The sequence below is a fragment of the Halorubellus litoreus genome (assembly GCF_055378595.1).
Window position 1 is genome coordinate 1,345,193 of the sequence record NZ_AP043836.1, and the last position, 19,096, is coordinate 1,364,288.

General features: G+C 68.5%; 24 protein-coding genes. 16 read left to right on the top strand and 8 right to left on the bottom strand.

Going from position 1 to position 19,096, the window contains the following annotated elements; all coding sequences use genetic code 11:
- The first annotated feature begins 2 nt into the window (after positions 1-2).
- From flaJ to ACZ48X_RS10960, 3 genes are all read left to right on the top strand, one after another.
- Positions 3-1,721, top strand: a complete 1,719-nt coding sequence (flaJ, locus tag ACZ48X_RS10950) for an archaellar assembly protein FlaJ (RefSeq protein WP_336351071.1) — start codon at positions 3-5, stop codon at positions 1,719-1,721.
- Between the two features lie 91 nt (positions 1,722-1,812).
- Positions 1,813-2,250 carry a FlaD/FlaE family flagellar protein gene (locus tag ACZ48X_RS10955; protein WP_336351072.1) on the top strand — a complete coding sequence of 146 codons (438 nt, stop codon included), beginning with the start codon at positions 1,813-1,815 and terminating at the stop codon, positions 2,248-2,250.
- 389 nt (positions 2,251-2,639) lie between these two features.
- Entirely contained in the window at positions 2,640-3,146 is a 507-nt protein-coding gene (locus ACZ48X_RS10960; protein ID WP_336351073.1) for a PadR family transcriptional regulator, read from the top strand.
- A 100-nt stretch (positions 3,147-3,246) separates the two neighbouring features.
- On the opposite strand, the gene ACZ48X_RS10965 is transcribed toward ACZ48X_RS10960, so the two are convergent.
- On the bottom strand, positions 3,247-3,684 hold the full coding sequence (locus tag ACZ48X_RS10965) for a DUF7112 family protein (protein ID WP_336351074.1): 438 nt from the start codon (positions 3,682-3,684) through the stop codon (positions 3,247-3,249).
- Between the two features lie 239 nt (positions 3,685-3,923).
- Positions 3,924-4,334: a 30S ribosomal protein S6e gene (locus tag ACZ48X_RS10970; protein ID WP_336351075.1), complete on the bottom strand. Its 411-nt coding sequence runs from the start codon at positions 4,332-4,334 to the stop codon at positions 3,924-3,926.
- A gap of 471 nt (positions 4,335-4,805) precedes the next feature.
- On the opposite strand from ACZ48X_RS10970, the gene ACZ48X_RS10975 reads away from it, so the two are divergent.
- Both ACZ48X_RS10975 and ACZ48X_RS10980 read left to right on the top strand, forming a co-directional pair.
- Complete coding sequence (locus ACZ48X_RS10975) at positions 4,806-5,099, top strand: hypothetical protein (RefSeq protein ID WP_336351076.1); 294 nt, start codon at positions 4,806-4,808, stop codon at positions 5,097-5,099.
- 236 nt (positions 5,100-5,335) lie between these two features.
- On the top strand, positions 5,336-5,908 hold the full coding sequence (locus ACZ48X_RS10980; RefSeq protein ID WP_336351077.1) for a DoxX family protein: 573 nt from the start codon (positions 5,336-5,338) through the stop codon (positions 5,906-5,908).
- Between the two features lie 46 nt (positions 5,909-5,954).
- Here the strand turns inward: ACZ48X_RS10980 and ACZ48X_RS10985 are convergent, their stop codons facing one another.
- Positions 5,955-6,854, bottom strand: a complete 900-nt coding sequence (locus tag ACZ48X_RS10985; RefSeq protein ID WP_336351078.1) for a diacylglycerol/lipid kinase family protein — start codon at positions 6,852-6,854, stop codon at positions 5,955-5,957.
- Positions 6,855-7,012: 158 nt separating this feature from the next.
- On the opposite strand from ACZ48X_RS10985, the gene ACZ48X_RS10990 reads away from it, so the two are divergent.
- Complete coding sequence (locus tag ACZ48X_RS10990; protein WP_336351079.1) at positions 7,013-7,525, top strand: TspO/MBR family protein; 513 nt, start codon at positions 7,013-7,015, stop codon at positions 7,523-7,525.
- Positions 7,526-7,584: 59 nt separating this feature from the next.
- Here the strand turns inward: ACZ48X_RS10990 and ACZ48X_RS10995 are convergent, their stop codons facing one another.
- A complete protein-coding gene (locus tag ACZ48X_RS10995) occupies positions 7,585-8,106 on the bottom strand; it encodes a DUF21 domain-containing protein (RefSeq protein ID WP_336351080.1) in 522 nt (173 codons plus the stop codon).
- A gap of 98 nt (positions 8,107-8,204) precedes the next feature.
- On the opposite strand from ACZ48X_RS10995, the gene ACZ48X_RS11000 reads away from it, so the two are divergent.
- The 4 genes from ACZ48X_RS11000 (at position 8,205) to ACZ48X_RS11015 (ending at position 11,204) form a co-directional block, all read left to right on the top strand.
- On the top strand, positions 8,205-8,867 hold the full coding sequence (locus ACZ48X_RS11000; protein ID WP_336351081.1) for a DUF502 domain-containing protein: 663 nt from the start codon (positions 8,205-8,207) through the stop codon (positions 8,865-8,867).
- 64 nt (positions 8,868-8,931) lie between these two features.
- Positions 8,932-10,164: an MBL fold metallo-hydrolase gene (locus tag ACZ48X_RS11005; protein WP_336351082.1), complete on the top strand. Its 1,233-nt coding sequence runs from the start codon at positions 8,932-8,934 to the stop codon at positions 10,162-10,164.
- A gap of 137 nt (positions 10,165-10,301) precedes the next feature.
- On the top strand, positions 10,302-10,697 hold the full coding sequence (locus tag ACZ48X_RS11010) for a DUF8147 domain-containing protein (protein ID WP_336351083.1): 396 nt from the start codon (positions 10,302-10,304) through the stop codon (positions 10,695-10,697).
- A gap of 87 nt (positions 10,698-10,784) precedes the next feature.
- The gene (locus ACZ48X_RS11015) at positions 10,785-11,204 is read left to right on the top strand and encodes a CopG family ribbon-helix-helix protein (RefSeq protein ID WP_336351084.1); all 420 of its coding nucleotides are present in this window, start codon (positions 10,785-10,787) and stop codon (positions 11,202-11,204) included.
- A gap of 19 nt (positions 11,205-11,223) precedes the next feature.
- Here the strand turns inward: ACZ48X_RS11015 and ACZ48X_RS11020 are convergent, their stop codons facing one another.
- Positions 11,224-11,451, bottom strand: a complete 228-nt coding sequence (locus ACZ48X_RS11020; protein ID WP_336351085.1) for a hypothetical protein — start codon at positions 11,449-11,451, stop codon at positions 11,224-11,226.
- 123 nt (positions 11,452-11,574) lie between these two features.
- Here ACZ48X_RS11020 and ACZ48X_RS11025 point away from each other — a divergent pair, with 123 nt between their 5' ends.
- Together ACZ48X_RS11025 and ACZ48X_RS11030 are read left to right on the top strand one after the other, a co-directional pair.
- Entirely contained in the window at positions 11,575-13,080 is a 1,506-nt protein-coding gene (locus tag ACZ48X_RS11025) for an FAD-dependent oxidoreductase (RefSeq protein WP_336351086.1), read from the top strand.
- An 80-nt stretch (positions 13,081-13,160) separates the two neighbouring features.
- Positions 13,161-14,351, top strand: a complete 1,191-nt coding sequence (locus ACZ48X_RS11030; RefSeq protein WP_336351087.1) for an MBL fold metallo-hydrolase — start codon at positions 13,161-13,163, stop codon at positions 14,349-14,351.
- Between the two features lie 27 nt (positions 14,352-14,378).
- Here ACZ48X_RS11030 and ACZ48X_RS11035 read toward each other — a convergent pair whose 3' ends face one another.
- On the bottom strand, positions 14,379-15,371 hold the full coding sequence (locus tag ACZ48X_RS11035) for an oxidoreductase (protein ID WP_336351088.1): 993 nt from the start codon (positions 15,369-15,371) through the stop codon (positions 14,379-14,381).
- 132 nt (positions 15,372-15,503) lie between these two features.
- Here ACZ48X_RS11035 and ACZ48X_RS11040 point away from each other — a divergent pair, with 132 nt between their 5' ends.
- The 4 genes from ACZ48X_RS11040 to ACZ48X_RS11055 all read left to right on the top strand — a co-directional run bounded on the left by ACZ48X_RS11040 (position 15,504) and on the right by ACZ48X_RS11055 (position 18,207).
- The gene (locus tag ACZ48X_RS11040) at positions 15,504-16,355 is read left to right on the top strand and encodes an aldo/keto reductase (protein WP_336351089.1); all 852 of its coding nucleotides are present in this window, start codon (positions 15,504-15,506) and stop codon (positions 16,353-16,355) included.
- 102 nt (positions 16,356-16,457) lie between these two features.
- Positions 16,458-16,910 (top strand): hypothetical protein, encoded by a 453-nt coding sequence (locus tag ACZ48X_RS11045; protein WP_336351090.1) that lies wholly within the window; start codon positions 16,458-16,460, stop codon positions 16,908-16,910.
- Positions 16,911-16,966: 56 nt separating this feature from the next.
- On the top strand, positions 16,967-17,827 hold the full coding sequence (locus ACZ48X_RS11050) for a ZIP family metal transporter (protein WP_336351091.1): 861 nt from the start codon (positions 16,967-16,969) through the stop codon (positions 17,825-17,827).
- Positions 17,828-17,973: 146 nt separating this feature from the next.
- Positions 17,974-18,207, top strand: coding sequence for a DUF8106 domain-containing protein (locus tag ACZ48X_RS11055; RefSeq protein WP_336351092.1), 234 nt, complete (start codon positions 17,974-17,976; stop codon positions 18,205-18,207).
- A gap of 27 nt (positions 18,208-18,234) precedes the next feature.
- Here ACZ48X_RS11055 and ACZ48X_RS11060 read toward each other — a convergent pair whose 3' ends face one another.
- Both ACZ48X_RS11060 and ACZ48X_RS11065 read right to left on the bottom strand, forming a co-directional pair.
- Entirely contained in the window at positions 18,235-18,732 is a 498-nt protein-coding gene (locus ACZ48X_RS11060; protein WP_336351093.1) for a hypothetical protein, read from the bottom strand.
- A gap of 48 nt (positions 18,733-18,780) precedes the next feature.
- Positions 18,781-19,074, bottom strand: a complete 294-nt coding sequence (locus tag ACZ48X_RS11065) for a DUF6360 family protein (protein WP_336351094.1) — start codon at positions 19,072-19,074, stop codon at positions 18,781-18,783.
- Between the last annotated feature and the right edge of the window lie 22 nt (positions 19,075-19,096).

Below are 19,096 nucleotides of genomic sequence, written 5' to 3' on the forward strand. Positions count from 1 at the left end.
TCATGTCGACGGCAGCACAACCGGACAGCGAGATATCCATCCGAACGGTCCTCGAGGACCTCCAGCAGTCCTACCGGCGGATGGACATGCCGATGCGGACGTACCTGCTCGTGGTCGTGCTGCCGTCCGTCCTGTTCGCCGTCGGGTCGATCGCGGCGGCGCTCATCGTCTCGCTCCCGCTCACGGTCGCCGGACCACTCGTCGGCCTCGGCGTGTTCGCGGTGTTCGCCGCACTCCTCTACCCGAAAGCCGTCCAGGACCGGAGTCGCAAACAGATACGGCAGCGGTTCCACCTGTTCCTCACGCACATCACGGTCCTGTCGATGACGAACATCAATCGCGTCCAGATCTTCCGTACCTTGGCGGGCGAGGAGGAGTACCAGGCGCTCGCCGACGAGATGGGGCACCTGGTCGCGCTCGTCGACACGTGGAATCAGAGTCTCGACGACGCGTGCCGGATGCGCGCGAACCAGGTGAACTCCGACCTCCTCAGCGACTTCCTCGAACGCCTCGCGTACACGGTCGGGAGCGGCCAGCAGATAAGCGAGTTCCTGATGGACGAACAGGACTCCATCATCCAGCAGTTCGTCATCCGGTACGAGGCGGACCTGAACAAGCTCGACGTGATGAAGGAGCTGTACCTGTCGATGATGCTGTCGACCGCGTTCGTCCTCGTGTTCGCGATCGTCATCCCGGTCATCGTCGGCATCGACCCGACGATAGCGGTCGGCGCCGTCATCGGGCTGTTCGTCATCGTCCAGGCCGGGTTCGTGTACGCGGTCCACACCATCTCACCGAACGACCCGCTGTGGTACCGCGAACCGGAGTCGTTGACGTACCCGCTCGGGTACGTGAAGGCGCGGCTCGCGCTCGGTATCGGGCTGTCTATCGTGCTGGCGGCGGCGGTCGGCGTCGTCCTCCTCGGGTACGCGCCGGTCTCGACGGACGTCCTGCCGTTGCCGGTGATGGTCGCGCTCCCGGTGACGCCACTCATCATCCCCGGGTGGAGCGTTCGGCGCGAGGAACGGCGCGTGCAGGTTCGCGACGAGGAGTTCCCGAGTTTCGTGCGCGCGCTCGGCGCGGTCGAGTCCGTCAAGCAGTCCTCGACGGGGAGCGTCCTCGAATCGCTCCGGAAAAAGGACTTCGGGGCGCTCACGGAGAACATCGACAACCTCTACAAGCGCCTGCACATGCGCATCGACACCACGCGCTCGTGGCATCTGTTCGCCGCCGAGACCGGGTCGTTCCTCATCCAGAAGTTCGGTGACATGTACGTCGAGGGGCGTCGGATGGGTGGCGAACCGAAGCACCTCGGGCAGGTCATCTCGCGGAACCACAGCGAGGTCATGAAGGTCCGCGAGCAACGCAAGCAGGCGACGACGACGCTCATCGGCGTCCTCTACGGGTTGACGGCGGCGTCGGTGTTCGCGTTCTTCGTCGGACTGGAGACCGTCGAGATGATGATCACCATCATGGACGAGATGGGTGACCTCGGTCGGATGAGTTTCCTCATCAACGTCGAGGGATACGACCTCCAGGTCATCGAGTTCCTCCTGCTCCTGACGGTCCTCCTGAACGCGCTCCTGTCGTCCGTGATGGTGCGCGTGAGTGACCGCGGTCACCAGGTGAGTGGGTACGTGCACTTCGTGATGCTGACGTGGACGGGCGCGCTCACCGCGGTCGTGACGCGCATGGTCGTCGACGCCCTCATCACGGTCTAACCGCCTTCCGGCGACGGTTCCCCGGGGGACGACTCAGGTCTCGATTTCACGCGACGCTTGAAGTGGACGGCGGTGGTGTGTTCGTGCAAGGATGGAGCGCGAGAAACCGTATCTCGGTTCGATATCGCAGTCCGCGGACCGGATGGAGACGACGATGCAGTGGGCTCGGTATCTCGGCGAGACGTTCGGGACGAGTGGCGCGCTGAACTGTCTGCGGTACTACGAGCGCCTCGGGTGGATATCGAGCGAGGTCCGCGAGGAGATGATCCGGTACATCCGCGGACTGTCGCTCTCGGAGATCCACAACAAGAAGTACGACGAGCCGGCGACGCTCGAGTATCCCCTCGAGACGCTCTCTGGGACGCCGTTCGGGACGCACGCGCGGTCGCTGAAGTACGTCGCGAAGATCGCGGGGGACGACCTCGAGGAGCACCTGATGCTCGCGCGGCTCGCGGAGCGGCGCGTGGACAAGCAACTCGGTGATCGGAGTGCGCGCAAGGAGGTCATCGAAGCGATCGGCGACGATTGAGTCGTCGCTCGTGCGCTCGCGGGCGTGAGCGAGCTCGCGTGGGCGTGGTTCTGGCTCGCACCCATCTCCTGCTTGTGATTCACGCTCACGCACGAGGTTAAGACAGATTACGTATACACTAACTATTCGTTTTTAGTTTCTGAGTCGGGTCTCGATTCCACAGAACCCACCATATACCCCATATAGAAGACGATTAGACCATATTCGAGACAGTTAGTCTACGCTCGGAGCCGCCGGAATAAACCTGTCACTTACCATATAACGGCCACACCACTTATGTGGGATAGCTACAATGTACGAGTGTACTCTGGAACGGTCTCTTGACACGCTACGTGGGTACGTGGGTCGTGTCTCAGGGGGAGGCCGGTTCGGAGGGAAGGTGACGACTGATGTACGAGGAATCCGACAACGCACAAAGCGTGTTCAACGAGTTGACCGCATCGGCAACGAACGACACCGACGAGAGCAACGAGGTGGAGTTGCTCATCGGGTCGACGCCGAAGGCGGACGACAAGACCGTCGAGCGCGAGCTCGACGAAATGCTCGACGACGTCCGGGCGGCACTCCCGACCGACGACGTCGACTTCGAGGAGGACATCGTCAAGGAGAACCTGGACGAGATCCTCCTGATGCTCATCTCGCTCCGCGGCGAGACCCACGGGAAGGAACTCATCTCCGACCTCACGCGGCTGTTCGACGCACAACTCAGCCCCGGAACGGTGTACCCGAGCCTCCACCAGCTCGAGGAGGAGGACATCCTGAAGATGCACAAGAAGGTGCGGACGAAGGAGTACTCCATCGACGGCGAACGCGAGGTCCGCGAGACCGTCGAACGCACGATGGTCCAGCACCTCGCCTTCGGCTTCCTGCTGTACTCGTTCCTCCCTCGCCTCTAGCACACCCTCTTCTACTCGACTCGACCCACTCCCCGAGTGGCGACCCCAGTCGCCCGACGCGCTCGTCGACGGCGCTCGATCCTGACCGCTCGAACGACCATCACTCGCCGCGTTCGACCTGCTCCGCGATGTCCGCGAGACTCTCGTCGGGCGCCTCGTGCGCCGTGTAGAACGACTTCTCACCGGGCGCACGCAGCCCGTACAGGAATCCCTCCTCGACGACGTCCACGAGCACGGACCCGCCCGGCTGGCGGTTCACGTCCTCGCACCACGCCGCCAGGCGGTCCTCGCCGGAGCGGTCGCGCGCCTCGTCGGGCGTGTCGAACGCACCAGCGAGCAGGTACGTGTCGTCCGTGAGATGCCGCTTGATCTCCGCGTGACGCGTGTCGCCGTCGACGACCACCCGCACGACCTCCCCAGCAGGGAACCGATCCATCTCGTCCGCGGGTATCTCCACCCGCAACCGATCCATCGCACCGTGCTTCACGAGCGTCGCTCGCACCGTCGGCACGGCATCCGAAGAAACGCGGTCGGCCATACGACCTCTGCGTGACGGCGACGCCTAAACCCGTCGCTCCCGACGAATCAACTCCGAGAACACGCACACGCCCGATTCCGACCGTACTCGCCGCCGAGACGACGACGCGACGACAGCGCTCGTCGGGTCGCAACGACCACGCCGGACGCGCCGCTATCGAGTTCGAGAAGCAGGAGTCCGATGCGCGCCGAGGGCGACGCCCTCAGGAAACCTACGACGCACCGACTCCGGGAACGGCGTTACTCGTCCGCTTCGTCTTCGTCGTCCTCGAGCCCGAGAAGGGACTCGACGGACTCCTCGCCGGCTTCGGCGACGGTGACGTTGATCTGGACGACCGCGTCACTGATCTCGCTCCCGCGGACGGTGAGGCGCTTTCGCTTCCCGTCGCGGTCCTGATTGTAGCCGACGCCATCCTCCTTCATCAGGACCTCCTTGAGGTTCGGGCCCGCGACGTCGCCGCTCATCGGGCGACCAGCCTCGTCGCTCCCGCCCGTGATCTCGAGCGTGTACCCGTCGAGTCCGAGAGCGCCGCCGTCGACCTCGTCACCGATCGTCTTCCCGACGAAACGGTTCGCATCCTGTCCATCGACCTCGAGCTGGTGCGCGAGCCCCGACTCGGGGTCGCCAACCACGACGTTGAAACTAGGCATAGAAGGACTCAGACGGAGCGCGTAAAAAACACCATCGAAACCCAGCTCACGGCCACATCAACGCGAACAACCGCGCAACGCCCGCTCCCGCAGCGATTCCGCACCGCAACTGCGACCACCGCCGTCGCACCCCCACCGCCACCGCACAGCGACCGCAACGGAACCGGCGGCCTGGCGGCCCCCGGACGCTGGGAGAGTCGAGAAGCCCCCGGACGCTCGGTGAGTCGGTTCCACCCGAACCGGCGGCCTGGCGGCCGCCGGATGCTCGGAGAGTCGAGAGGCCCCCGGACGCTCGGTGAGTCAGTTCCACCCGAACCGGCGGCCTGGCGGCCGCCGGACGCTAGGAGAGTCGAGAAGCCCCCGGACGCTCGGTGAGTCGGTTCCACCCGAACCGACGGCCTGGCGGCCGCCGGATGCTCGGAGAGTCCGTGGGCCGACGCACGTATGGGGGCCGCGCTCGTATCTGGTATCGTGAAGCCGGGTCGATTGGAGCTCGAACTGGAACGCGAGTACGGCGGCGAGTCTCGCGTGGTCGTTCGCCAGGCCGTCGACCTCCGGGACAGCGGATACTATCGCGAGGACGCCGGCTGCGACCTGACCGCGGACGTCATCGTCGACCACCTCTCGGACGCGCCCGACGACTGCACGGACGCCGTCGAACGCTGGAACTGGTGGGTCGGGTCGCTCGCGCTCGCGTACGGCAACCGGTACGCGCAGTTCACCATCCGCCGCCCACCGGACGTCGGGAAGGACCCGTACCGGTAGCGTGGCGTGAACCAGCAGGCGTCCCCCACGCCCGAACCAGCCGCCGGACGGCGTGATCCACGGCCGAACCAGCCTAACCTGTTCGGTGTCCTAACTCGTTCGGTACGACAGCTCCGCGTCGCAGTTGTATTCGCCTTCAGGGCCCATTTCGTCCGGTTAAGACGGTTCTAACGCCGCTCCGGCAGATATGAAAGAACTGCATCAATTATACCGTTGGTTGGTGACAGGCCACATGCATGGCAACGCAAGACAGACTCGAGACGGAGATCTTCGGTCGCGGCGTCACGTTCGAATACTCGGAGCACTGGGTCGGGTACTCGATGTTCCTCATGCGGGTTGTGATGGGCTGGGTGCTGTTCCAGGGTGGCGTGACGAAACTCGTCACGTACCTCGACGGGGACCCCGCGAACGACTGGACGGCCGCGGGCTTCCTCCAGAACGCCGTCCCCGAAGGCAACCCCTTCGGCGGACTCTGGATGGACATGGCAGGCAGCCCCCTCATCGACATGCTGAACATGTGGGGCCTGACACTCGCCGGGGCTGCGCTCATCCTCGGTGCGTTCGTCCGATTCAGCGCGTTCTGGGGCGCCATCATGATGCTGTTCTACTGGGCCGCAGCGCTCGAAGGCGGCCTCATGGCCGGGCTGCCGCTGGCGCACGGCTGGGTCGTCGACGACCACATCGTGTACGCCGTGCTCCTGTTCGGGCTCGGCGCGTTCGGCGCCGGCCGCATCCTCGGGCTCGACGCACGCATCGAGCGACTCGACGTCGTCCAGAACAACTCCTGGCTGAAGTACCTCCTCGGATAGACCACCAGCGGGTGAACGAGCCCGCTCTCGTCGCTCGACCCCGCCCTCAGACCGGGTCGGGGTCGTAGGCGTCGCCGACGCGGAGGTCGAGCGCGCCCTCGCGGACCGACAGGTCCAGACCGTCGTGCTCGGCGAGCTCGCCGTCGCGACTGAACCGGATCGGGTTGTCGGCGGTGACGTTGAGGTTGCTCGCCTGCAGGTGCGTCACGCCAGGCGTGTCCTGCCCGAGCAGTCGCTGACCGAGCGCCTCGGCCACCGCGTTCGCCGCCGGCATCTGCTCGACGACCGCCACGTCGAACAGGCCGTCCTCCATGTCTCCCTGTCCGCCCTCGGCGACGAACCGGCGCGCGTTCCCGACGAGCAAGCACAGCGCCTCGCCCGTCCACGCCTCGGTCCCCGCGTCGGTGTCCGCCTCCAGTTCGATGTCGATACCGTTCCACTCGATCGCCTCCTGCGCGCCCGTGACGACGAACGCGAGCGGGCCGAGGCGCGCCTTCAGGTCGCTGCTCGCGGACAGGCTCGCGTCCGCCGGGAACCCCGCGATGGTGGAGACGAGGAACGGCTCGCCGTCCGCGAACCCGACGTCGACCCGCCGGACGTCGCCGGTGTCCGCCACCTCGACGCCGGTACGGATGTCCGGGACTCCGATGTTGCCCGCGAGGAGGTTCGCGGTCCCGACCGGGACGACCGAGAGCGTCACGTCCCCGAGTCCGCCCGCGTCCGCGAGCCCTCGCACGACCTCGTTGATGGTGCCGTCGCCGCCGCAGACGCAGACCTCCGAGACGCCGTCCGCGACCGCGTCCCGCCCGAACGCGACAGCGTCGCCCTCGCCCCCGGTGCGTTCGACCTCGAACCCGCGCCCGACGAGCAGGCGCTCGACGTACTCCGCGTGGTCGCCGCTGCCACTCACCGGATTCACGACCGCGCGACGCGACCCCTGGTACACGCCAGCAGCCAGGGTGCCGGCGACAGTAATTCCATCGACTCGACGAGCGCGAACCCCGGTCGCCGGGTGAACGGCCCCGAGGGGACCAGTCCGACGGCCGTCCGTCCCCGCACCGCTTGCACGGTCGTTTTATCCGGAAGGAACGCGTGTAAATCGGTATGGGCACGCCGTCCGTCGACGCACCCGTCGGTGACGACCTCGACCGAGGGGACGTCCCCGGGCTCCTCGCCGCCATCGTCGCGACGAACCTCGCGGGCGGGCTCCCCGCGGCGTTCACCGCGGGCGACGTCGCGTCCTGGTACCCGACGCTCGCCGCGCCGCCGCTGACGCCACCATCGTGGGTGTTCGGGCCGGTTTGGACCGCCCTGTTCGCCGCCATCGGCGCCGCCGCGTACCTCGTCTACCGTCGACGCGACCACCCGATGCGGACGCGCGCACTCGCCGCGTTCGGCGTCCAGCTCGCGCTGAACGTCTCCTGGTCGTTCGCGTTCTTCGGCGCACAGTCGCCCGCCGCGGGGCTCGCGGTCATCCTCGCACTCGACGTCGCCATCCTCGCCACGATGGCGCTGTTCGACCGCGTCGACCGCCGCGCGACCGCGCTCATGCTTCCCTACCTCGCGTGGGTGCTGTTCGCGACGTACCTCACGGTCGGGTTCTGGACGCTGAACTAGCGACGCCTCGACCGACGACGCCGCGGTTCTCGCTCGTCGACCGACGAGACCGAGTCGTCTCACTCGTCGAGGTACGGCTCCTCGATGCGCTGGTCGCCGCCGACGAAGCCCGTCAGCCGGCGCGTGCTCTCGTCGAACACCGTCACGACCGGGCCGAGCGCGCGTTCGACGAGCGAGAGCGGGCGGGCGACGCGGAGACTCCACTGTTCGGCGTGCCCGAGCCCGTACGCCTTCGGGACTATCTCGCCGAACACGAGGACGAGGACGGTCGCGGCGAGCGTCGCGACGACGACCGCGAGCCCCGAGGGCACGAACTCGGCGACGAGGAGCGTGACGATGCTGGAGATGGCGACGTTCACGACGTTGTTCCCGACGAGTATCGTGACGAGGAGTCGATGCGGGTCGTCGAGGAGCGCTCGCAGCGTGCGTTCGTCGGTCGATTCGCCGTCGGCGGCGAGCCCCGTCACCCAGTCGTCGGTGAGCGAGAACAACGCGGACTCGCTACTGGAGAATAACGCGCTGACGACGACGAGCACGGCGACGGCGAGCAACGACGGGACGAGCGTCGAGACTGCGTTCATACCACCACGTTGCTCGGCGCCCGCTTGAAAGTGGGCCGGCCCTCGCCCCGGCGGCGCGACGCCAGCATCCCTATCCACGTCCACCCCGATACGTCGGTATGCGAGTCACCGACGCACTGAAGAGCAGTTTCGTCTCCGGCATGATACTCATCGCGCCGCTGGCGCTCACGCTGTACGTCCTTCGGCTCCTCGTGAACTGGTCGCTCCAGTTCGTCGACCCGTTCGTCGCCGGGACGGAACTCACGCGGTACACCGCCAACGACAGGGTCGCCGCGCAACTGCTGGCCGCCGCCATCATCGTTGCGAGCATCACGCTCCTGGGCTACCTCGCGAAGAAGAGCATCGGCCGGCACCTGTTCGGGAACGTCGGCCGCATCGTGAACGTCATCCCGCTGTTCTCCACCATCTACCTGAACATCCGGCAGGTCGCGGACTCGCTGGTCGAACGAAAAACCGCCTACGAGAGCGTCGTCCTCGTCGAGTACCCGCGCGAGGGCGTGTACTCGATCGGCCTCGTCACCGGCGAGAGTCCGAGTTCGGTCGAGGAGTTCGCCGGCGAGGACGTCTACAACGTCTTCCTCCCGAACAGCCCGAACCCGACCGCCGGCCGCCTCGTCCTCCTCCCCGAGGATCAAGTGCACGAGATAGACATGAGCGTCCGTCGCGGGATGCGCCTCATCGTCACCACCGGCGTCGGCGACGACGGCCCGACGCCCGTCACCACCGACCCGAGCGCGTTCCCGGACGCGAACGCGGATTAGCTCGCGACGACTCGCCGAACGACGAACGCAAGTGGCTTCGGTGACTTCCCTCGGGTAACGCAGCATGGACGTTCGCTTCCTCGGTGGTGCCCGCGAAGTCGGCCGGAGTGCCATCCTCGTCGACGACTCGCTCCTCCTCGACTTCGGGCTCCTGACGGGGACGCCGATGCAGACGCCGGTCGACACGCCGGACCCGGACGCCGTCGTCGTCTCGCACGGCCACCTCGACCACGCGGGCGCGGTCCCCGCGCTGCTCTCCGGGAAAGCCCGGCCGCCCGTGCACTGGACGCCCCCCACGCGAGAACTGGCTCTCACGCTCGCTCGCGACACCCTGAAACTCCACGGCGGCACCCTCCAGTGTCCGTTCACGGAGACGGACGTCCAGCGACTCACGCAAGTATCCGAGACGCACGGCTACCGCGAGCCCTTCGAGGCCGCCGGATACGAGGTGACCCTGTTCGACGCCGGCCACATCCCCGGGAGCGCGCACGTCTTGATCGACGACGGCGAGACACGCTTCCTGTACACGGGCGACTTCCACGTCGACTCGCAACGTCTCGTCCCCGGGACGACCGCGCGCCCGGACGCGGACGTCGTCCTCTGCGAATCCACGTACTACGGCGTCGAGCACGACCCGCGAGCCGAGGTCGAACGCCGGTTCGTCGAGCGCGTCGAGGAGACCCTCTGGGAGGGCGGCACCGTCGTCGTCCCCGCGTTCGCCATCGGCCGCACCCAGGAGATGCTGCTCGTGTGCGACGCGCACGACGTCCCGTGCTACGTCGACGGCATGGGGAAGGACGTGACGCGGATGCTCGGCCACCACCCCGGCTTCGTCCGGGACGCGGACGCCCTCCAGCGCGCGACGAGCCACGCCCGGTTCGTCACCGGTCGGGACGGGCAACGCAAGCGCATCTGCGAGCAGAAGGCCGCCATCGTCACGACGAGCGGGATGCTCTCGGGCGGCCCAGCGATGACGTACGTCCCCGAGGTCGCGCCGAACCCGACGAACCTGGTCGCGATGACGGGCTACCAGGTCGAAGGCACGCCCGGCCGGGAACTGCTGGAGACCGGGAGCGCCGAGTTCGACGGCCGCCGGCTGCCCGTCAGCGCGCGCGTCGAGCAGTACGACTTCTCCGCGCACGCCGACGAAGCCGGCGTCCGCGAGTTCCTTGACGCGTACCGCGACAGCGAGGTGCTCGTGAACCACGGCGACGACTGCGAGCGCTTCGCCGCCGACCTCCGCGACGACGGCTACGACGCCAGCGCACCCGCCGTCGGCGACGTCGTCTCGCTGTGACCACGTCGGCACCGTCGGCATCGTCGCCACCGTCGGCATCGTCGCCACCAACGTCCGGACGCCAGCGCCCGACCGCGTTTCTCACCCCCTGAGACCCATACTCCGAGTATGTGTGCGCTGGACGCGTCTAGAGAGGTATGATACTCCACCGTCTCCTCGTCGCTGCAGGTTCGGCCGTGGTCGCGTTCGGCGTCGTCGCCGTCGCGGTCATCGAAGCACTCGCGCCCACAGCGGACATCGGCGCGGGCATCGTCGGCGTCGGCGCCGGCGCGCTCGCCGGCATCCTCGCGTTCGTCGCCGTCGCGCTCCTCGTCGAGGAGCTCGCCGGCCCGGCGCGCTGGGCGGTCGACGCGGTCGGCGCGTTCGGCCTCGCGCTCGTCGGCGTCGGCGCGTTCGTCTACGTCGACGTCGTGTCGCTCGAGACGACGACCGCGGTCGCGGCCGCCGCCGTCGTCGGCGTCCTCGCCTTCGGCGCGGGCTGGCTGAGCGACGAGCGGACCGACGAACCCGGTGACGGCTCCGGGACCGCCTGAAGCGACTCGAACCGGCCGCCGCCTCGTCGACCGACGAACCCCACGGATTACCAATCCTTATTAACTGAGACCGTCTACGTTAGTATCATGACGGTTGCGAGCGTCTCGATGCCCCAGGAACTGCTCGACAGAATCGACGAGTTCGCCGACGAACACGGCTACACCGGGCGGTCGGAGGTCCTCCGCGAAGGCGCGCGGAACCTGCTCGGCGAGTTCGAGGACAAGCAACTCGAGGACCGCCAGCTCATCGGCGTCATCACCGTCCTCTTCGACTTCGAGACCACGAACGCCGAGCAACGCATGATGAACCTCCGCCACGAGTACGAGGGCCTCGTGAAGTCGAACTTCCACAATCACGTCGGCGACCACCAGTGCATGGAGCTGTTCGTCCTCGAAGGCAGCCTCGAGGAGATCTCCGCGTTCGTCGGGAAGGTCCGCGCGACCAAGGGCACCACGACCGTCGACTACTCCGTGACGCCCGTCGACGCAAGCGACGCCGTCGTCTGAAGCGGCCTCGTCGTCGACCTCAGTCCTCCCCGCGCTCGGTCCGCCCCGCGGCAGGACTCGTCGCGACGCCGTAAAGGAAGCCGGCGGCGACGACCGCGAACCCGAGGACGACGCCCAGGTACGCCAGCCCGGTGAACGGGCCGTACTCGCGGCTGTACCGGCCGTACCAGACGAGGTCGTGGACCACGACGAACCCACTCGAGAGCGTCATCGCGATACCGAACAGCATCGGTCTGAGACCGCGCATACCGTCGGTGTCGTGGAGCGGACGCTTCACGCTTGGGAGATCCGCCGACAGCGACCCGCGGTCGTGCACGCGGCGGGCGATTCCGGGGATAACGTATTCACGATGGCGAGCGACGCGTGTGGTATGCCGGACCCGTTCGTCGTCGTCGGCGGAGACGCCGCAGGACTGAGTGCCGCGAGCAAGGCCAAACGCGAGGCGCCCGAGCGCGACGTCGTCGTGTTCGAGAAGGGACGCTGGATATCGTACGCGCACTGCGGGACGCCGTACTTCGTCGAAGGCGTCGTCGAGACGCTCGACGACCTCCTGTCGCTATCGCCCGACGAGGTCGAAGAACGGGGCGTGGACCTGCGGCGCGAACACGAGGTCACTGGCGTGAACACCGACGCGCGGACCGTCGGCGTCGACGGTCCCGACGGCCAGTTCGAGCAACCGTACAGCGACCTGCTGGTCGCGACGGGCGCGCACGCCGTCACCAGCCCCATCGAGGGTCACGAACTCGACGCCGCGCTCCCGATGCACGGCCTCGACAACGCCGCCGCGACGAGAGCGCTCCTCATGGACCCCGACGCCGACCACCTCGCCGCGGTCGGTGGCGAGGAATACGTCGACCGGGAGCGCGTCGAACGCTGCGGCGCGCTCGAACCACCCGAGACCGTCGCCATCGTCGGCGGCGGGTACGTCGGCGTGGAGATGGCCGAAGCGTTCAGCGCGCACGACCTCGACGTCCACCTCTTCCAGCGCCCCAGTCACGTCCTCGAGTCCTTCGGCGATCCCATCGCCGAACGCGTCGAGGAGACCCTTCGGGACCACGGCGTCACCCTCCACCTCGACACCGAGGTCGCACGCCTCGTCGACGATACAGGAGCCTCGACGGGCGACGGTCGCGTCGCCGGGCTCGAATGCGCCGGCGGGACGACCCTCGAGTGCGAGCTCGCGCTCGTCGGCATCGGCGTCCGGCCGAACACGCACCTTCTCGAAGACACGCCCGTCGCGCTCGGCGAGAGCGGCGCGGTCGCAGTCGACGACTTCGGCGCGACGAACGTCGACGGCGTGTACGCCGCCGGCGACTGCGCCGAGATGACTCACGCCGTCACCGGCGAGTCGACGTGGGTGCCCCTCGGCCTCACCGCGAACCGCGCCGGCCGCGCCGTCGGCACCACCGTCGCCCGCACCGACCACGACGCCGGCGACAACGGCGACGGGAGCGGGCACGGGGGCGTCTCCCCAGCCGACCGCGAACCCGTCGGGTCGATCGCCGGCACCGCCGTCACGAAAGCGTTCGACATGGAGGTCGGCCGCTCCGGCATCACCGACCTCGACGAAGCCCGCTCGTACGGGTTCGACCCCGTGAAAGAGACCATCACGACCCGCTCGCGCTCGGGGTACTACCCGGGCGCCGCCGAGACCACGGTCACGCTCGTCGCCGACCGCGACAGCGAACGCCTCCTCGGCGGCGCCATCGCCGGCACCGACCGCGCCGCCGTCCGAATCGACACCGTCGCCACCGCGCTCGAAGCCGAGACGACCGTCGGCGACCTCGAACGCACCGACCTCGCGTACGCCCCACCGTTCTCCCCGGTCTGGGACCCCATCCTCACCGCCGCGAAGGTCCTCCGCGGCTCGCTGTAGCCAGCGGTCGCACTCACCCACGACCGGGACCCAGATGTGTACGCACCGCACTTTTCCGTCTCGGTCGCGTTCCCCCAGATATGTCCGGTCAGTTCCCCGACCTCGACGCCACCGTCCCGCTCGTCAGCGCCGCCGAACTCAAGGCGCGAGTCGACCGAGACGAGCACGTCGTCGTCCTCGACACCCGCCGCCCGGACGACTACGAGTCCTGGCACATCGACGGCGAGAACGTCACCGCAATCAACGTCCCGTTCACGGCGTTCATGGACGGCGACGACCCCGCGGGCGGCGTCCCCAAGGCGCTCCTCGAAGCGCTCCCGGAGTCGTACGACGCGCCGATGGTGACGTGCTGCGCGAAGGGCATCTCGAGCCTGTACGTCGCGGAGTTCCTCACGCGCGAGGGCTACGACATCGTCGCGCTCGACGACGGGATGCGCGGCTGGGCGGGCCTCTACGAGTCCACACCGCTCGCGAGCGAGTTCCTCCCCGACGAGGCCGTCGTCCGCCAGTTCGTCCGCCCCAGCTCGGGGTGTCTCGCGTACATGATCGTCTCGAACGGCGAGGCGATGGTCGTCGACCCGCTGCGTGCGTTCGCGAACGAGTACGCGGCCGCGGCCGACGACCAGGACGCCTCGCTCGTGCACGCCGTTGACACGCACGTGCACGCGGACCACGTCTCCGGCGTCACCGCGGTCGCCGACGCCACCGACGCCACAGCGCTCGTCCCACGGGGTGCGGCCGAGCGCGGGTACGAAGGCGACGCGGACTACGTCGACGCCGGCGACGAACTTCACGTGGGCGACGTCGCCGTCGAGGCGGTCGCACTCCCTGGCCATACGACCGAGATGCTCGGATTCCGCATCGGCGACGTCCTCCTCACCGGCGACACGATATTCACCGATAGCGTCGCCCGCCCCGATCTCGAAGAAGGCGACGAGGGCGCGAGAGACGCCGCGAGCCAGCTATACGACACCATCGAGGACATCGCCGAGTTCGACGACGACGTCCTCGTCGCGCCGGGGCACACGAGCGAGACCGCAAGTCCGCGCGACGACGGCACGTACGCCGCGACGCTCGGCGAACTCCGCAAGCGCCTGCCCGCGTTCCGGCGCGACCGCGAGGACTTCGTGGACGCCATCCTCGACGGCATGCCGCCGCGGCCGAACAACTACGAGACCATCATCGCCGCGAACCTCGGCCGCGAGGACGTCGACGACAGCGAGGCGTTCGAGCTCGAGCTCGGCCCGAACAACTGCGCCGCCGGCGAGTAGTCGTGGTCGGCGGCGACCGGTGACGCCTCAGGCCGCGAGCGCGTCGAACTCGTACTCGATGTCCGTGTGTTCCTCGCTCGCCTCCCAGAGCCGGCGCGCGAGGTCGTCGTCGAGCGCGCGAGCGCTCGGCTCCTGGCGCTCCGGGCTGCCGCGCATGTTCATGAACCCGCCGGGGCCGTAGTACGCGCCACCGGCGACGTCGGGCGCGGTCGCGGCGTACAGCAAAGGGAGCGCGCCGTCGGCCGCGGACTGCGCGAACACCGCGTTCGCGGCCTCCATCATGTACTTCCGGAGCACGGACCCGCGCTGCTCGGGGCCGCGCTTCTGGAGGTTCGTCGCCGCGTACCCGGGATGCACCGCCGCGCTCGTCACGTCCTCGACGCCCGCGTCGTCGAGCCGCGCGTCGAGCTCGCGCGCGAACAGGACGTTCGCGAGCTTGCTCTGCGCGTACGCCGCCCACTCGTCGTACCCGCGCTCGGGCTCGTCCACCGGGTCCGCGCTCCGGGGACGGATGCGCTCGAAGTCGACGTCACCGCGCTCGTGCAGCCCACTTGACTGCGTGACCACGCGCGCCTCGCCGTCGCTCGCCGCGAGCGCGGGCAGGAGATGCTCGGTGAGCGCGAAGTGCCCGACGTGATTCACGCCGAACTGTTTCTCGAACCCCTGGGCGGTCTCGCTGTACGGGATGGCCATCACGCCCGCGTTGTTCGCGAGGACGTCGAGCGCGTCGTAGTCCTCGCGGACGCGCTCGGCGAACGACCGAACGGAGTCGAGGTCCGCGAGGTCGCACTCGCGGACGTCCAGCTTCCCCGGCGTCGCCGTGCCGCGCCCGGCGATCTCGTCGCGGATGGACTCGGCGGCGTCACGGCCGCGGTCCGTGCTCCGGACCGCCATCACCACGGTCGCGCCGCGCGCCGCGAGGACCCGCGTCGCCTCGCGACCGATACCGCTGTTCGCGCCCGTCACGACCACCGTCATCTCGCTGCAATCCGGCACGTCGGACTCGGACCAACCACTCATGTATTCCCGTACTCGCTCGCGACTCAAGGCCTCTCGGCTCGCGGCACCGCCTCGACGCCGGCCTGGCGGCGGTTCCGGCGAACGCGTCCGGCTTCACGAAGCCATACGGCCGCGGCGGCCGACACTCGTGGTATGGTCGAGAACCACTCCGACACGTTCGCCATCGGCGGGACAGACGAGGTACACCGGCTCGGGTTCGGCGCGATGCGGCTCTGCGGCGAGGGCATCACGGGGCCGCCCGAGGACGAGGAGGCCGCGCGCGACGTCCTCCACCGCGCGACCGAGGTCGGCGTCGACTTCGTCGACACCGCGGACTCGTACGGCCCGGGCGTCAGCGAGCGCCTCATCCGCGAAGCGCTGCATCCGTACGACGACCCGGACGTGTTCGTCGCCACCAAGGGCGGCCTGCTCCGGAACCGCGACGGCGAGTGGAAGCCGATGGGCGACCCGGACTACCTGAAGAACGCGCACTTCGCGAGCCTCGACCGCCTCGGCGTCGACTGCATCGACCTCTACCAGCACCACCGCCCCGACCCCGACGTCGACGTCGAGGACTCCCTGCACGCGCTCGCCGAGTTGCAAGACGAGGGCGTCATCGAGCACGTCGGCGTCTCGAACTACTCCGTGGAGCAGTTAGAGCGCGCGAGCGACGTCGTCGACGTCGCCACGGTGCAAAATCGCTTCAACCTCAGCTATCGCGAGGAGCGCGACGTCCTCGAATGGTGCGAGGACAACGACGCCGGGTTCATCCCGTGGTACCCGCTCGCCGCCGGCGACCTCGACGACGACGACGCAGTGGACGAGATCGCCGACGCACACGACGCCTCGCGCGAGCAGATCGCGCTCGCCTGGCTCCTGCACACCAGCGACGTCACGCTCCCGATTCCGGGCACGTCCAGCATCGAGCACCTGGAGGAGAACGTCGCCGCGAGCGCCATCGACCTCACGGACGAGGAGGTCCGACGGCTCGACGACGCGGCTTGACACAGGTCCGAGGGACTTTGGTCGTCCGGTCCGGCCGGTGGTGGGGAAAACGGTCGTTTCAGCCAGAGGTGAACTCTTGAAAGCAGCCTCGCTACGTGGCGTATGGACCGTCGTGCGTTCCTCGCTGGGTCGAGCGCCCTGGCAGTCGGGGCGACCGCCGGGTGTCTCGGCTGGACCGGTGCTCCCGCTCGGTCGACGACCGAATCGCTCGCCGTCGAAGGGGACGAGCCGACGCTCGAACCAGGGGACAGCGCGACGCTGGTCGTCCGGACGACCGCGATTCGGCGCTGTCAGTTCACCGCGTACTGTCACGAGACGGCCGGCGTCGAACTGCGCCTGAACGACGCCCGACTCGACCCCGAACCAACCGCGGGCGTGATGGACTCCTACCCCCAGATCTGGACGTGGAAGCGACGACGCGACGTCACCGTCACCGTTCCCGTCGACGTCGCACCGGACGCGTCACCAGGCCAGTGCGAGTACGGCGTCGCGGCCGCCGGCGGCGACGACGAGGAGGTCGAAGAGTCGTTCACGATAACCGTCACCGACGGGTGACGACCGGGTCGCCGGTGCCATAGCTTCAAGTCGCGTGCGGGCGTCCGGCCGGACGAATGACTGCGGCCACCGATTTCTTCGTGAATCTCGTCGGCGACAACGTGCTCGTGCAGGCGCTCGTCGGCGGATTCGTCATCGCGGGCCTGAACCTCCTCGGTGCGTCGCTCGTCCTGTTCGTGAAGGACCCGAGCGAGCGCGCGCTCGACGGCGCGCTCGGGTTCGCCGCGGGCGTGATGCTCGCCGCCGCGTTCACGAGCCTCATCCTCCCCGGGATCGACGCCGCCGGCGGCGACCCCCTCCCCGTCCTGTTCGGCGTCCTCCTCGGCGCTGCGTTCCTCGACCAGGCCGACCGGTTCGTCCCGCACGCGCACTACCTCCTCACGGGGAAGCGCCGCGACGACGTCGGGTACGACGCCGCCGACAGCCCCGTCGACGAGTCGAAAGTCGCCGGCGTCGTCCTGTTCATCCTCGCAATCACTCTCCACAACATGCCCGAGGGACTGGCGGTCGGCGTCGGGTTCGGGAACGCCGCGAACGCCACCGGCGCCGAGAGCACCGCAGCGCTCGCGGACGCGCTCGCGCTCATGCTCGCCATCGGCATCCAGAACGTCCCCGAAGGCCTCGCCGTCTCCGTCGCCGCCATCAACGCCGGGTTCGACAAACGCGCGTACGCCGTCTTCACCGGCGTCCGCTCCGGGGTCGTCGAGATACCGCTGTGCGTCCTCGGCGCACTCGCCGTCACACTCGTCGCCCCCCTCCTCCCGTACGCGATGGGGTTCGCCGCCGGCGCGATGCTGTTCGTCATCAGCGACGAGATCGTCCCCGAGACCCACCAGGGCGGCCACGAACGCGTCGCCACCCTCGGCCTCATGGTCGGCGTCGTCGTCATGCTCTACCTCGACGTCTCCCTCGGGTAGCCAGCGCGCTCGCCGCACGCGCGTCCCCCGAATCCGACGCCAGCACCGCCGTCGCTAGAGAGGGCTTCGCACGCGAGAACCGGACGCTTGGTATGGTGAAACAGGCTCAGAGGAAGTATTTACGCCTCCAGCCACTACCCTCGTTCATGACCGCAGAGGAGTCCCTCCAGCGACGCGAGAGCCACGAACCGCCTCCAGCGACGCCACCGAAGGCGACGCTGTTCTGTCCCGACTGCGACCGCGAAGCCCCCGCCGACGGCGACTGGCAGCAGCGCCAGCGGAGCTACGGCGTCGCCGTCCACTGCCCGCGCTGCGACGCCCGCCTCACGCTCCGCCCACAGTTCTCCGACGACGTCACCGACCTCGTGCACGGCGACTGACCGCGGTCCCGTTCTTCCACGTACGCGTCAGCAATCGCCGTAGATGATGCGATAGAGGTCGCCGTCCGCGGTGACCACGTACCCGATGGTCGACGGCCCGGCGTCGACGTGCACGTGGAAGTGCACGGGGGTCTCCCCGTTCGGAGCGACGTCCCCGTGAACCTGCTCGCTCCCGCGGAAGTGCCCACCGACGTCCAGTACGGTCGTCGTAGCCATCGTCGATGTCGAGGCATCGGTGCGCTCGGTCCCCGCCGTCGTCGAAGTCGACGCTGGTTCGCTCGTCGTCGCCAGGCGCCGGTCCGCGAGGTGCTCGCGGACGACCGAGACCGCCTCGGATCCGTTTGCGACCGCGTCCACGGGCTCGCCGAGGCGCTGCGCGCCGCCGTTCCCGAGCGGCGGACAGTGCTGAACGGGCGTCGTGACCGACGCGAGCACCGCCAGGAGAGCCAAGAGCACGAGCGCGACCACCGCGACCACCGCCGCGGTCCTGCCGAGCCACGCGCGTGCCTCTTCGACGTCCAGCACGCTCCACCCGGTCGAACCGACGACACAAAAACGTAGAGGTCGGCGCGGTCAGTCCTCGTCGTTCGCCTGCGCCGCCGCCTCGACCTTCGCCGCGTGCGACTCCAGGTCCGCGGCGAGTTCGCGAGCCTGCTCGGGCGACAGCTCGAGTTCGTCGACGTGCGCGGCGACCCCGTCAGGTTGGTCGTCCGCTTCGAACTGGAGTCGGACGTGCTCGGGGTTCTCGCGCGCGCTCGTCGCGTTCGCCACGCCGAGCCCGGTCGTCTCGTCGTCCGCGGTACGGACGCGAGCGTCGACGAGGTCGAGCGTCGTGTACGCGTTCACCTTCATCAGTCGTCCGACCATCAGCGCACCTCCACGAGCGCGG